This is a genomic window from Pseudomonas sp. H1_G08 (assembly GCF_054681355.1).
Genome location: NZ_CP162822.1, coordinates 1423897 through 1439245, shown reverse-complemented (window position 1 = coordinate 1439245; position 15349 = coordinate 1423897). Strand labels below are relative to the sequence as shown.

The 15349-nt window shown below is 64.3% G+C and carries 5 protein-coding genes; all 5 read left to right on the top strand.

Translation table 11 applies throughout. The features are described 5' to 3' along the window. The first annotated feature begins 46 nt into the window (after nt 1-46). Nucleotides 47-1345, top strand: coding sequence for an MFS transporter (locus AB4N85_RS06540; protein ID WP_252869307.1), 1299 nt, complete (start codon nt 47-49; stop codon nt 1343-1345). A gap of 17 nt (nt 1346-1362) precedes the next feature. After that, nucleotides 1363-2211, top strand: a complete 849-nt coding sequence (locus tag AB4N85_RS06535; RefSeq protein ID WP_122610064.1) for a transketolase — start codon at nt 1363-1365, stop codon at nt 2209-2211. Then, the gene (locus AB4N85_RS06530; RefSeq protein WP_071171997.1) at nt 2208-3236 is read left to right on the top strand and encodes a transketolase family protein; all 1029 of its coding nucleotides are present in this window, start codon (nt 2208-2210) and stop codon (nt 3234-3236) included. Before AB4N85_RS06535 ends, AB4N85_RS06530 begins: the two co-directional genes overlap by 4 nt. Nucleotides 3237-3297: 61 nt before the next feature. Continuing rightward, complete coding sequence (locus AB4N85_RS06525) at nt 3298-4257, top strand: alpha/beta hydrolase (protein ID WP_460060843.1); 960 nt, start codon at nt 3298-3300, stop codon at nt 4255-4257. A 406-nt stretch (nt 4258-4663) separates the two neighbouring features. Then, nucleotides 4664-15349: a BapA/Bap/LapF family large adhesin gene (locus tag AB4N85_RS06520; RefSeq protein ID WP_460067435.1), complete on the top strand. Its 10686-nt coding sequence runs from the start codon at nt 4664-4666 to the stop codon at nt 15347-15349.

Sequence of the window (15349 nt, the reverse complement as noted above, 5' to 3'; positions counted from 1 at the left end):
GGGCCTGATGGCCTGGCGGTCAATAAAAACAAGAGATCAGACCATCATGACTACCCTGTCGCTCGAAGCGGTTTCGACCGTGCGTTCTTCTGCCTATCGCAAAACGGCCTGGCGGCTGATGCCGTTCCTGATGCTGTGCTACCTGTGCGCCTATCTGGACCGGGTCAACGTCGGTTTCGCCAAGCTGCAAATGATGAACGATCTGGCCCTCAGCGAAACAGTCTACGGACTCGGCGCTGGCGTGTTCTTCATCGGCTATTTCCTCTGCGAAGTGCCCAGCAACATCATCCTGCACAAGGTCGGCGCGCGAGTGTGGATTGCGCGGATCATGATCACCTGGGGCATCGTCTCGGCGCTGTTCGCCTTCGTCGAAACCGCCTGGCAGTTCTATGCCCTGCGCTTTCTCCTCGGGATTGCCGAAGCCGGTCTGGCGCCGGGCCTGCTGCTCTACCTCACCTACTGGTTTCCGTCCTATCGGCGGGCGCGCATGACCGTGTTGTGGTTCATCGCCATTCCGCTGTCAGGCATGGTCGGTGGCCCGCTCTCCGGCTGGATCATGAACCACTTTGCCGGCGTGCATGGCTGGGCCGGTTGGCAATGGATGTTCGTCCTCGAGGCGGTGCCGACCGTCATCGTCGGCCTGCTGGTGCTGAGCTATCTGAAAGACGGCGTGCATCAGGCGACCTGGCTCAATGACGAGGAAAAAGCGCTCATCACTCGCGAACTGGCCGAAGACGACCAGCAAAAGGTCACCCATGCCTCGGTCGGCGAGTTCATCCGCGACCGGCGCTTGTGGCTGCTGGCGGCGATCTACTTCTGTGTGGTCATGGGCCAATATGCGATCACCTTCTGGCTGCCGACACTGGTGCGTAACGCAGGGGTTTCCGACCCGCTGCACATCGGTTTCCTGACCAGCCTGCCTTACCTGTGCGCCATCGCCGCCATGCTCCTGGTCGGCCGCAGTGGCGACAAACATCGCGAGCGCCGCTGGCACCTGATCGTGCCGATGATCGCCGGTGCGATCGGCTTGAGCCTGGCAGCGATGATGGGCGGCAATCCGACCTTGTCGATCCTCAGCCTGTGCCTGGCCGCCTCCGGCATTCTCTCCGCCACCTCGTTGTTCTGGATGCTGCCCACAACGCTGCTTGGCGGGGTGTCTGCGGCGGCCGGCATCGCGGCGGTCAACAGCTTCGCCAACCTCGCCGGGTTTTGCTCGCCCTATCTGATCGGCTGGATCACTACCCTGACCGGTTCCAGCGCCATCGGCATGTACCTCATCACCGGGGTGCTGTTCCTCGGCGCCAGCCTGGTCCTGCGTATTCCCGCCGCTTTGGTCAATCGTTGAGTCAACGGAGTTTCATCATGACGACTAATCTTGCACACGCTGCATCGCTGAGCCTCACCCAGCGCGCGCACAACATTCGCCGCCATGCACTGCGCATGGGCCAGGTTCAGGGCCAGGGCTATGTGGGCCAGGCCCTCGGCGCGGCTGACCTGCTGGCGGTGTCTTACTTTCATGCGATGAATCATCGCCCCGCAGATCCCGAATGGGAGCAGCGCGATCGCTTCTATCTCTCCATCGGCCACTACGCCATCGCGCTGTACGCAGCGCTGATCGAAGCCGAGATCATTCCCCTCGACGAGCTGGAAACCTACGGTTCGGATGACAGCCGCCTGCCGATGTCGGGCATGGCCGCCTACACCCCGGGGATGGAAATCACCGGCGGTTCGCTGGGTCAGGGCCTGGGCATCGCAGTCGGCGCCTGCCTGGGCCTCAAGCGCAAAGGCTCGGCCTCGTTCGTCTACAACCTGCTGTCCGATGGCGAACTCAATGAAGGCTCGACCTGGGAAGCGGTGATGTCGGCGTCGCACTGGCAGCTCGACAACCTGATCGCCATCGTCGACGTCAACAACCAGCAGGCCGACGGTTACTCCAGCGAGATTCTTTCGTTCGAACCCATTGTCGATCGCTGGCAAGCCTTCGGCTGGTTCACCCAGCGCGTCGACGGCAATGACCTCGACGCCCTGGTCGCTGCATTCGATGCCGCCCGCAATCACCCCGGCGGGCAACCGCGCGTGATCATCTGCGACACGAAAATGGGCAAAGGCGTGCCGTTTCTGGAGAACCGGGAAAAGACCCACTTCATTCGCGTCGAAGAGCACGAATGGGACCTGGCACTGAGCAACCTTGAAGAAGGAAAAGACCAATGAGCAACGCCGCCAACACTGCGCCTTCGACTGCTACTGGCGCGCCGGTGAAAAAGCGCCTGACCACCTCGGCGATGATTGCCTCGATTGCTTCCGAGGGCCAGGCGACCCGTTCGGCACCGTTCGGCCATGCGCTCGCAGCGCTGGCAGACCAGCGCGCGGACATCGTCGGTCTCTCGGCTGACCTGTCCAAGTACACCGACCTGCACATTTTCGCCAAGGCGCATCCGGAGCGTTTCTATCAAATGGGCATGGCCGAACAGTTGCTGATGAGCGCTGCGGCGGGCATGGCGCGTGAGGGTTTCGTACCCTTCGCCACCACCTACGCGGTGTTCGCTTCGCGCCGTGCTTACGATTTCATCTGCATGGCCATCGCCGAGGAAAACCTTAACGTCAAAATCGTCTGCGGTTTGCCCGGCCTCACCACGGGTTACGGGCCGAGCCACCAGGCCACCGATGATCTGGCTATTTTTCGCGCCATGCCCAATCTGATGATTGTCGACCCGTGCGATGCACTGGAAATCGAACAGGCCGTGCCGGCCATCGCCGCTCACCAAGGCCCGGTCTACATGCGTTTGCTGCGCGGCAATGTGCCGTTGGTGCTGGACGAGTACGGTTATAAATTCGAAATCGGCAAGGCCAAGACTCTGCGCACGGGCAACGACGTGCTGATCATCTCCACCGGGCTGATGACCATGCGCTCACTGGAAGCTGCCAAGCAATTGCAGGCCGACGGCATTGATGTGGCCGTGCTGCACGTGCCGACCATCAAGCCGCTGGATGAACAAACCATTCTCGCCGAAGCGCGTAAATCCGGGCGTCTGGTGGTCACAGCCGAGAACAGCTCGATCATCGGCGGTTTGGGTGAGGCGGTTGCCGGGTTGTTGTTGCGCAATGGCGTGACGCCCACCTTCAGACAGATCGCGTTGCCCGACGCCTTCCTCGACGCCGGTGCCCTACCGACGCTGCATGATCGCTACGGCATTTCGACGCCGGCTGTCTGCGCGCAGATCAAAGCCTGGCTGTAACTCCACCGTGGGCGGCGCTTCGATCAGAGGCGCTCGCTCATTCGAGAACAGGAGGCAGAACGTGAAAGCACATGAACTGCTGGATCCCGACTTCAAAAGCTTTTTAACCCCCGGCGCACAAGCCTGGACGTTGGAGACGCTGCCCGCGATCAGGGAGCGTGTCCATGCGACATTCAAATCCCGAGAACAAGCGCGCGGTGAAAGCCTATGGACCAAGGCCCACGACGGTGAGGATTTGCGCCTGTGTCTTTACCGGCCTGCCGCCGGGGCACCGGGCGGTAATTTTGCGGTGATCCTGTACATCCACGGTGGAGGTTTCGTCCTTGGTTGCCCCGAAATGGCCGATGACTATCTGGCTAACCTCGCCGAAGCACTTCAGGCGATCATCGTCGCTGTCGATTACCGTCTCGCGCCAGAGCACCCCTTCCCTATTCCCCTGGAAGATTGCTACACCGCCCTCGGCTGGGTTGTCGCCCACCGGCAAACGCTCAACATGGACGCCGACAACGTGATCGTCATGGGTCACAGTGCCGGTGCAGGTCTGGCAGCAGCGCTGGCAATTGTGGCGCGGGATCGCGGCGTATATTCCATCGCCAGCCAGGTGCTGGTGTATCCGATGCTCGATTACCGTTCGGGCAGCCCGGCCTCGCCTCACCAGAACAGCACGACCGGAGTGATTGGCTGGCCGGCGCAAGCCAACCAGTTCTGTTGGGATTGCCTGCGCGCTGACCAAGCGCTGGATGATCTGCCAATCGGCTGGTTTTCGCCGGCCCTGCAAGACGATCTGCGTGACTTGCCACCGACGTTTCTGGCCGTCGGGGCGCTGGATCTGTTCCTGGAAGAGGACGTTGCATTTGCCATGCGTCTGTCGCGCGCCGGGGCTGCCGTCGAACTGCATGTCTACCCTGGGGCGCCACATATGTTTGATCAGTGCCCCGGCAGTGTTAGCGATCAGTCTGCGCTGGATATCGTCCGATCACTTCGGCGATCGATAGCTAGCGCATTAACTGCTGAGGGATAGAAAGAACAGCTGAAACGGTACGACTGGATTTCTTATACAAAGCCTTCCCCCCTCCCACGCTTATTGATTAATACCTTCGCAGACCGGCAGCTGCGGAGGTTGGCCTGCGCTTTGAGAAATTCAATATCGCTTAGCCGTCGCTCTCCTCTATTCCGCCCGGATATTTTCCAGCGTCTCTTTGAATAATGTCGAAACCGACACATTTTGTTGCACCCAAAAACCGCTTGGATCCAACGTCCCGACAAACGGTAACGACCTGAATAGAACAGATTTTCAAAGAGATAAACGTGGGCAAATGGCCCATTCATACGCTCGTCAAAAATCAGGCAGCCCGATCTGACACTCCCTATCTATGGTTTTAAAACCATCCGTGGACGTCCGCCCCACCCATTTACAGGGAGTAGTAATGGACAACATCATCATTGCCGACAAAGCCAATTCTCAGCTCACTGCCCAGAACTGGGGCAATGTTCAGCTCAATCAGCCTTCAGTTGTACAAATGCCGGTTCGGCCCGATCAATTGGCGTCGACCAGTCGCAGCGGTCAGGATTTGATCGTCAATCTGAAGTCTGGCGAGCAAATCAAAATCTCCAATTTCTTTGTCACCAGCCCTGACGGCGTGCCCAATGACATTGTCTTTCAGGGCGACGACGCGACGCTGTGGCAGGCGCGCTACAGCGCCGAGCCGTTCAACGGCTTTACTTTTGACGAAATCAATTCGCTGGATGAGCTGATCGCTGGCGTCGGTGTGGTGGATGGCGCGACGCCGGCCTGGGCGATTGCCGGGCTTGGCCTGTTGGGCGCGGGTGGTGCGGCGGCCGCTGCGGGGGGAAGTGGTGGCGGCGGCGGAGGTGGTGGCGGTGGAGACGCGACGCCTCCTGCGCCTGCGACCGGATTAACCTTGTCGGCCGATGGCCGGGTGCTGAGTGGTTTTGGCGAAGCTGGCAGTGTCGTTCAGGTACGCGATGCAGCCGGCAACCTTTTGGGTTCCGGAACCGTTGGCGCCGATGGCAGTTTCCAGGTCGACCTGGGTACGCCACAGAACAATGGCCAGCCGCTCGACGTCACGCTCACCGACCCTGCGGGCAACGTTTCGACACCGGGTACGGTCACTGCGCCGGATACCACCGCGCCGACCGCACCAGGCAATCTCAGCGTGAGCCCTGATGGCACGCAACTCGGCGGCACTGGTGAAGCCGGCTCGACCATCCAGGTGCGCGCCGCCGATGGCACGCTACTCGGTAGCGCTGTGGTGGCGGCGGATGGCACTTTCAGCGTCGCCCTCAGCCCCGCGCAAACCGGCGGTCAGCCGCTGACCGTGAATGCCACCGATGCGGCTGGCAATATCTCGACCGGCGCAACGGTCAGCGCGCCGGAGATCGTCGAACCGACGACGCCAGGCAATCTTGGTTTGAGCAGCGACGGCAGCCAACTGACCGGCACCGCCCGGGCCGGCACCACGATCGAAGTCCGTGCCGCCAACGGCGAATTGCTCGGGCGTGCGGCGGTGGCCGCTGACGGCACTTTCCTGCTGACGCTGGTTCGTGCGCAGGCCAACGGTGAAACCTTCAGTATCGTGGCGGTCAACAGCGCCGGAGCGCAATCGCCGGCCATCACCTTCAATGCACCAGACATCACCGGCCCCACCGCTGCAACGGATCTGGCCGTGAGCAGCGATGGCCTTTCGGTGACCGGCCGTAGCGAACCCGGCAGCACGGTCAGCGTCACCAATGCGCAAGGTACGCTGCTCGGCACAGCGCAGGTGGCAGCCGATGGCTCGTTCACCGTGCAACTTAATGCCGCGCAAATCGATGGTGAGGCGCTGAGCGTGCTGGTCACCGACGCCGCCGGCAACCCTTCGCCAGCAGTGACTATCATCGCGGTTGACCTCGACGGGCTGACCCAACCAAGTGACATCGCAGTGAGCATCGATGGCACGCAGTTGAGTGGACGCGGCCAGGTCGGTTCGACCGTGACGGTGCGCGACGCCAACGGCAATGTGCTCGGCACGGCCGTGGTGGCGGCGGACGGCACGTTCAGCCTGCAACTGAGCAGTCCGCAGAACAATGGCGAAACACTGCAGATCAGTGCCAGCGACGCCGCTGGCAACACTTCCGCACCACTGAACTACGTGACGCCTGACACCCAAGGGCCGACGGCCGTCTCCGATCTTGCGCTCGACGCTCAGGGGCAGACGCTCACCGGTAAGGGTGAGTTGGGTGCGTCGGTCACTGTGCGCGATCCGGCCGGCAACATCATCGGCTCGGGCACGGTGGATGCCGATGGCAATTTTACCGTTCCACTTTCCACACCACAGACCGATGCGCAACAACTGCAAGTGATCCAGACCGACGCGGAAGGCAATCCTTCGGCGCCGGTCAACGTCACCGCACCCGATCTGACCACGCCGGTCGCCGTGACCGATGTGAGCATTTCCGCCAATGGCGCCGTAGTCTCCGGCGCGGGTCAGATCGGCGCCACCGTTACTGTCACTGACACCAACGGGACCGTGCTGGGAACAGCTTTGGTCGGCAGCAACGGCCGGTTCGAAGTCACCCTGTCCTCGCCACAAACCAACGGCCAGAACCTCAGCGTTGTGCAGACCGATGGCTCGCCCACTGGCTCGCCGGCAGTTCCAGTTGAAGCGCCGGATATCCAGGCCCCCACTGCCCCTTCCAATCTGGCGCTGAATGCAGGCGGCACTGAACTGAGCGGCACAGGCGAACCCGGTGCCACGGTGTCGGTCAAGGATTCGGCCGGCAATACCTTGGGCACCGCGATCGTCGACGGCACCGGCACCTTCACAGTGCCGCTGAACAGCCCGCAGATCGATGGCCAACAACTGCAAGTGAGCCAATCGGATGGCGTGAACGTTTCGCCCAGCACGCCGCTGACGGCAGCGGACACCACCGCGCCGCTGGCGCCTGACAATCTCGTGCTGGCCAGCAACGGCGTGACGTTGACCGGCACCGGGCAAGCCGGCAGCACCGTAACTGTCAGCGCGGCGGACGGCACGGTGCTTGGCACTACGGTGGTCGCCAGCGACGGCAGTTTCAGCGTCAATCTGAGCCCGGCTCAGCTCGACGGTCAGGTGTTGAGTGTGATCCAGACCGATGCGAGTGCCCTGCCCTCGCCGGCCACGCCGGTTACGGCACCGGACATCACCGCCCCACCTGCACCGAGCGGTCTGCTCATCGATCCGGCGGGTGCCACGGTCACCGGCACCACTCAGCCCAATAACACGGTGCAGGTGCTGGATGCAGACGGCAACGTCATCGGCACCGCGACCGCTGACGGAACGGGCGCCTTCACGGTCAACCTCGATACTGCGCAGACCAATGGCGAAGCCTTGCAAGTCGTGGCGTCGGACGGCGCCAACAGTTCGCTTCCCGGCAGCGTCACTGCGCCGGACAGCACCCCGCCGGCGCCAGTCAGCGATCTCGCGCTCAACCCGGCCGGCACGCAGGTCTCTGGCCTTGCCGAACCGGGCACCACGGTCACCGTCAGCATTGCCGGCGGTGGCGCTGTGCTGGGCACCACGACGGCCGATGCGGACGGCCGCTTCGTCGTGACCCTCAGCCCACCGGCCGAGCCTGGCGGCAATCTGGAAGTCATCAGCACGGATGGCGGCGGCAATGATTCGCCCGTCGTGCCGCTGGCAGGACTGGACGGTACCCAGGTCGCGACCCCGACCGATCTGGCCTTGAGTGCCGACGGTTTCACCCTGACCGGCGCCGGAACGCCCGGTTGCACCGTGACGGTGACCAGCAGCAGCGGCGCTGTGCTCGGCTCCGGGCTGATCAACAGCTTCGGCCGGTTCACCCTGTTGCTCAGCAGCAAACAGATCAACGCGCAAGTTCTCCAAGTGACGGCCACCAGTCCCGACGGTGACGTGTCGATTCCGGGCACGGTGACGGCGATCGATGGCACGGCGCCAGACGCGGTGACCAATCTGGCGCTGAATGCCAACGGCACGACACTCACTGGACGCGGAGAGGCCGGAGCGACGGTCACTGTCACCGACGCTACCGGCACCGTGATCGGCACTGCACTGGTCGCCAGCAACGGCACGTTCAGCCTGACGCTGACGCCGGCACAACTTAATGGCCAGGCGCTTACCGCGATCCAGAGCGATGCCGCCGGCAACCTGTCGCAACCCGCCGGCATCATCGCCACCGATCTGCAACCGCCAGCCGCAGCGACTGGCGTTACGATCAATGACGTCGGCACCGTGGTCAAAGGCCAGGGAGAAGCCGGCAGCACCGTGACCGTGCGCGATGCCGCCGGCAATGGTCTGGCCACCGGCGTAGTCGATCAGAGCGGCAATTTCCAGGTCACCTTGCCCAATGCGCAGAACACCGGCGAAACCCTGCAGGTCACTCTGACCGACGCCAACGGCAACGCCTCGATTTCCACTGGCGTGGTCACCGTCGACGGCACCCCGCCGGCCGCCGTGCAGAATCCACTGATCAGCGCCGATGGCAGCACCCTCAGCGGCACGGGTGAGGCTGGCGCAACCGTCAATGTCACCACCGCCAACGGCACCGTGCTAGGCAGCGCCGTAGTTGGCGCGGACGGCTCGTTCAGCGTGACCCTGGCGCCAGCGCCGACCAATGGTGAAGCGCTCGCGATCAGCCAGACCGACCCTGCCGGCAACGTCTCGCCATCGACCAGTGTCAACGCCCCCGACATCAGCCCGCCGGCGGCACTGACCCAGGTTGCGGTGAATGCTGACGGTGTCACCGTCACCGGCCACGGCGAGCCCGGCGCCACCGTGTCTGTGCGCAGCGCCGACGGCACCTTGCTCGGCACCGCACAGGTCGGCAGCGGCGGCGCGTTCACTGTCACCCTCAACGCAGCACAACTGAATGCTGAGGTGCTGACCGTCACTCAGGAGGATCCGCCGGGCAATGTGTCGACTGCGGTTGAAGTCACCGCCGTGGATTTGACTGCGCCGGCGATTCCGAGCGCATTGACCCTCAACGCTGCCGGCGTGCAACTGTCGGGTAACGCCGAGGCCGGCAGCACGGTGACCGTGCGTGACAGCCAGGGCAACCTCCTCGGCACCTCCACGGCGGCCGCGAACGGCACTTTCCAGATTACCCTCAACAGCCCGCAGACCAACGGCCAGTCGCTGAACGTGACGGCCACCGATGCGGCAGGCAATCCGTCAGCCCCGGCAATCCTCAATGCGGTCGATAGCACGGCGCCGTTGTTGGCGAGCGATCTGGCGGTCAGCGCCAATGGTGCCACCCTGACCGGCATCGGCGAGGTCGGCGCCAGCGTGGAAGTTCGCGATGCCGGCGGTATTTTGCTGGGTACTGCGACCGTTGCCAGCAATGGCAATTTCAGCGTCACGTTGTCCCCGGCAGCGGTGGCTGGATCGAATCTTTCCGTGGTGCAGATCGATGCTGCCGGCAACACCGGACCGGCAGCGCCGGTGACTGCACCGGGCAATCTGGCGGAAAGTGCACCGACCAATCTGGCCCTCAGCGCTGACGGCCTGACCCTGACCGGCTCGGCCACCGCCGGCAGCACCGTGAGCATTCGCAATGCCTCGGGCGTGTTGCTCGGCAGCGCGCTGGTGGCGGCCAATGGCACTTTCAGCGTCACCCTCAACGCCGCGCAACTCAACGGCGAACAGCTGTCTGCCGTGGCGACGTCGAGCACCGGTATCAATTCATCCCCGACCGACTACACCGCTGCCGATATCGCCGCGCCAACGCCGCTCAGCGAACTGAGCGTGGCACCGAACGGCACGGCCCTGACCGGGCGCGGTGAAGCCGGCGCCACGGTGACCGTGCTCGGCACGGGTGGAGTGGTTCTCGGCAGCGCCGTGGTGGCGGCCAATGGCACCTTCAGCGTCACTCTCAGCCCGGCACAGACCTCTGGTCAGACTTTGAGCCTGAGCCAGGCCGACACCGCCGGCAACGAATCGAACAGCGTCAACCTGATCGCCCCGGATCTGATCGCGCCCAATGCGCCGGCGGCGCTGGTGGCGAGCGCTGACGGCACCTTGCTGTCGGGCACCGGTGAGGCCGGCACCACGGTCAACGTGTACAACGCTGCCGGATCGCTGGTCGGGACCGGCACCGTGAGCATCGACGGCACCTTTGCGATCACCCTGACCACACCGCAAGCCAACGGCCAGGCGCTGACTGTGTCGCTGACGGATGCAGCGGGCAACACCTCGGCAGCCACGCCGTTCACTTCGGTCGACAGCACACCGCCAGCGGCCGTTTCGCAACTGAGCATCGGCGGCGACGGCGCAAGCCTGACCGGGCGCGGCGAACCGGGCGCGCAAGTCCGGGTCATCGACAGCGACGGCAACGTGCTTGGCACCGCCGTGGTCAGCGCGACCGGTACCTTCACCCTGCCACTGAACCCGGCGTTGACCAATGCCGAAGTGATCACCGTGGTTCAGGCCGACGCAGCGGGCAACGACTCGCCGGCAGTGAACCTGACCACGCCGGACTTCACCCCGCCTGATCCACTGGACAACGTCGATATCAACTCGTCCGGCGCGTTGGTCATCGGTACTGGCGAACCCGGCGCGACCGTGACCGTGCGCGATGCCAATGGCACCTTGCTCGGCACCAGCGTGGTACTAGGCGACGGCACCTTCAGCGTCACCCTCAATCCGCCGCAGATCAACGAACAGATCCTCAGCGTGCAGCAGGCCGATCCACCCGGCAACGTCAGCGCGCCGGTCACGGTCACCGCCCCGGATCTGACCCCGCCAGCGACGCCGGCCGATCTGCAACTGAATGCCGATGGCGGCCTGCTCACCGGTACCGGCGAAGTCGGCGCCACTGTCCGTGTGACGTCGGCCGATGGCACCGAACTGGGCACAGGCACGGTGGGCAGCGATGGTCGTTTCCAGATCACCGTGACCCCGGTGCAGACCAATGGCCAAGCGCTGTTTGTGGTATTGGCGGATGCGGCCGGCAATGCCTCGCCTGCCGGCACCCTGACCGCGCCGGACAGCACGCCTCCTGCCGCGCTGACCGATGTCGATATCGACGCCAGCGGCAGCCTGATCACCGGCTCCGGTGCGGCTGGCTCGCAGGTGGTCGTCACCAATGCGCTGGGCACTATCGTCGGCACTGGCACGGTGCAGGCCGACGGCAGTTTCAGCGTGACGCTCGACCAGCCGCTGCTCAATGGTGAAGCCTTGTCGGTGATCCAGCGCGATGCGGCGGGCAACCCTTCGCCGATCGTGCCTATCACTGCGCCGGACATCACCCTTCCCGCTGCGCCCACCGGCCTCATTCTCACGCCCGACGGCGTGACATTGACCGGCAGCGGTGAAGCCGGCGCCACGGTGCGCGTGCTCAGCGCGACTGGCACGGTACTGGGCTCGGCAACCGTGGCCGGCAATGGCTCGTTCAGCGTGACCCTCAATCCGCCGCAAGTGAACGGCGAGCTGTTGAGCGTCAATCAGACCGATCTGGCATCCAACACATCGCCGACAGCGCCCGTGCAAGCGGGCGATATCACCGATCCCCTGGAGGTGGCCGACCTCAATGTCAGCCAGGACGGCTTGACCGTGACCGGCACCGGCGAGCCCGGAGCGACCGTCACCGTGCGCGACGGCACGGTGGTGCTCGGCACGGCGACCGTGGCCGCAGATGGCAATTTCAGCGTCACGTTGTCGGCTGCGCAAATCGATGGCCGCGCACTGTCGGTCGTGCAAGCCGACGCGCAAAACAACCAGTCCGAGCCCGTACTGGTCGACGCGCCGGACAGCACTGCACCGATCGCACCAACGGTGACATCGCTGACCGGCGCCGGCACCTTGCTCGCCGGGACCGCCGAAGCCGGCAGCACCGTGACTGTGCTGTCCGCCACCGGCACCGTGCTCGGCACAGCGGTGGCATTGGGCGACGGCACCTATACAGTCACGCTGAATCCGGCTCAGGCCAATGGTCAGTTGTTGTCGGTGATCGCGACGGACGAAGCGCAAAACGCATCGCCAGTGCTGCTCTACCCGGCGGCAGATACCACGGCTCCGGATGCCGTCACCGGTCTGACCATCAGCGGCGATCTGAGCCAGCTCGCCGGTCGTGGCGAAGCCGGTGCCAGTGTCGAGGTGACCGATGCGCTGGGCAATGTTGTCGGCACCGGCACGGTCGCGGCCAACGGCACATTCCTGATCGATCTGGATCCGGGCATCACTGCCGGCCAGGTGCTGACAGTGAATCAAACAGACGTCGCGACTAACGTGTCCGCAGACGCCGACCTGACTGTTCCGGCAGTGCCAGCCCCGGCTGCGCCGGACAATCTTGTGCTGACAGCCGACGGCGTGACGCTGACCGGCACGGCGGCGATCGGCACCATCATCAATGTCTACGCGCCGGACAACAGCCTGATCGGCACCGGCGTCACCGGCGGGGATGGCACGTTCAGCGTCGTGCTGACGCCCGCGCAAACCAACGGCGAAAGCCTCGAAGTCACCGCCAACACTGCGTTGGGGGGTGCCTCGCTGCCGACTGAAATCACCGCAGGTGACACCTCGGCGCCGGCGCCACTCAGCGATCTGGCGGTCAACGCCAACGGCACTTTGGTTACCGGTCGCGGCGAAGTCGGCGCGTCGGTGACCATCACCGGCGCTGGCGGCGTCGTGCTGGGCAATGCGACGGTTGGCGCCAATGGCACTTTCAGCGCACAGCTCAATACGCCGCAGGTCAATGGCCAGGTGCTCAATGCGACTCAGACCGATGCGTCCAACAACACCTCATCCGGCCTTAACGTAACCGCGCCCGACATCACTCCCCCGGCCGCTCCGACGGCGCTGGTCCTCAGCGGTGCCGGTCTGGTGCTCGGCGGGCTCGGTGAAGCCGGCGCCACCGTCACTGTTCGCGGTGCGGGTGGCGCGGTGCTGGGCACTGCGACGGTGGCGGGCAATGGCTCGTTCTCGGTGACCTTGTCCTCCGCGCAACTCAACGGCCAGCAACTCAGCGTCACGCAGAGTGATGCGGCGGGCAACGTTTCGCCGGTTACCAACCTCAGCGTCGCCGATACCACCGCGCCAGCGCCGCTGAGCAATGTCAGCCTGAACGGTACCGGCCTGGCGGTCAGCGGCACGGGTGAGGCCGGCGCGACCGTCAGCGTGACCAACGCGGCGGGCACCGTGCTCGGCACCGCTGTGGTCAATGCTGGCGGCACCTTCACCGTGCAACTGTCCAGCGCGCAACTGAATGGCCAACAGCTCAACGTCCAACAGGCCGACCCGACGGGCAATCTGTCGCAGGTCTTCAACCTGACGGCCCCTGACGTACAGGCGCCGATCGCGGCCAGCGGTCTGACGCTCGCTGCCAACGGTCTGACCCTGAGCGGTACGGGCGAAGCCGGTGCGACGGTCAACGTCTACGGCCCCGGCGGCGCGCTGATCGGCACCACCACCGTGGGCAGTGGCGGTACGTTCAGCTTCAACCTGAACACCGCGCAACTCGACGGGCAGCTGTTGACCGTGCGTCTGGTCGACCCGGCCGGCAATCTGTCGCCCAATGCCAGCCTGACGGCGCCGGACATTACCGCCCCTGGCGCGCCGACTGGCGTCAGCGTCAATGGCAGCGGCACCGTGCTCACTGGCGTCGGCGTGCCCGGTTCGACCATCAGCGTGCTCGGCGTCGGTGGTGCGGTGCTCGGCACCGCGACCGTCGCCGCTAACGGCAGTTTCTCCGTGGCACTAGCCTCAGCGCAGATCAACAGCCAGGTACTCAGCGTCACCCAGGCCGATCCGAGTGGCAACGTATCGGCAGCGGCGACCGCGACGGCGCCAGACCTGACACCGCCCGCTGCGGCAACGGCGCTGCTGGTCGGTGCCGATGGCCTGACCGTCACCGGTACCGGTGAAGCCGGTGCAACCGCCACCATCAAGTCGGCCAGCGGCGCCGTTCTGGGCACCGCCACGGTCAACAACCTCGGCGTGTTTACCGTCACCCTGAGCAGTGCGCAGATCAACGGCGAAAACCTCACCGTCAATCTCAGCGACGCTCGCGGCAACGTTTCGGTGGCCGCCAACGTCATTGCGCCGGACGTCGACGTCAACGCGCCAGTGATCGCCAGCGATAACCTCGCCGTCGGCACCGTCACCCTGGCTCCGGTCACCGCGTCGCAGACCTTTAACGACTCGTTCACCACACTGCTGGCCGGGTTCTCGAAAACCTTCACCTTCACCGTCGCCGGCGGCACGCGTCTTGATCCGACCCTGACGCTGACCACCAACAGTCTGATTTCGCTGATCGATGGCGTGGTCTACACCCTGCAAGTGAAAGATGCCAGCGGCAACTGGGTCACTCTGGATGTCAACGGCAGCGGCGGCCTGCTTGACCTGATCGCGCTCGCCGGCCAGGGCGTACGGGTCGACATCGGTAATTTGCTGTCAGGCGATTATCGACTGACGGTTTCGAGCACCGGTATCGGCGTGCTGACCACGGTCAATACCCAGCTGCAACTGGATGTCAGCAGCCTGACCCAGTTCAACGGCATTGCCGGGCCAGCGGTGACCGGCAACGTCATCACCAACGTCGGCGTCGATGGCACGGCCGATCAGACCGGCCCGGACAACGGCGCGCAATTGCAGATCTTCAAGAACGGCGCCTGGGTCAGCGCTGGGGCCGGCACCACGGTGCAAGGGTTGTACGGCACGCTGACCATCGACGCCAATGGCAACTACAGCTACAAACCGAACGGCAGTGTTGGCAGCGTCGGCAAAGTCGACGTGTTCAACTACCAACTGGTGCACCCGAACGGTTTGAGCGACACCGCCAATCTGTATGTGCGCATCGACAGCCCGCAAGCCACCGAAGTGTGGAATGACGCCAACCTTGGCAGCCCGGCGCTGGTGGTGGATGCCACGCCAGACGTCGCCTCTACTGACGTCACCCTGGTCAACCGCGAAGTCACCACCAACTCTGCCCTCGGCACGTTCAATGTCCTGCTGGGCGGCGGCAGCGGTAACTACAACACTGTAGTCGCGGCCGATACCGTCAGCGACCTGACCGTGGTGGTCAACTCGAGCAACCTGCTGGCGCTGCTCGGTTCGATGACGGTCGGCCTGTACAAACTCAACACGGCGACCAACTAG

Coding starts and splice junctions, on each gene's coding strand:
- AB4N85_RS06520 (WP_460067435.1), top strand. CDS start 4,664: ATGGACAACATCATCATTGCCGACAAAGCCAATTCTCAGCTCACTGCC.
- AB4N85_RS06535 (WP_122610064.1), top strand. CDS start 1,363: ATGACGACTAATCTTGCACACGCTGCATCGCTGAGCCTCACCCAGCGC.
- AB4N85_RS06540 (WP_252869307.1), top strand. CDS start 47: ATGACTACCCTGTCGCTCGAAGCGGTTTCGACCGTGCGTTCTTCTGCC.
- AB4N85_RS06530 (WP_071171997.1), top strand. CDS start 2,208: ATGAGCAACGCCGCCAACACTGCGCCTTCGACTGCTACTGGCGCGCCG.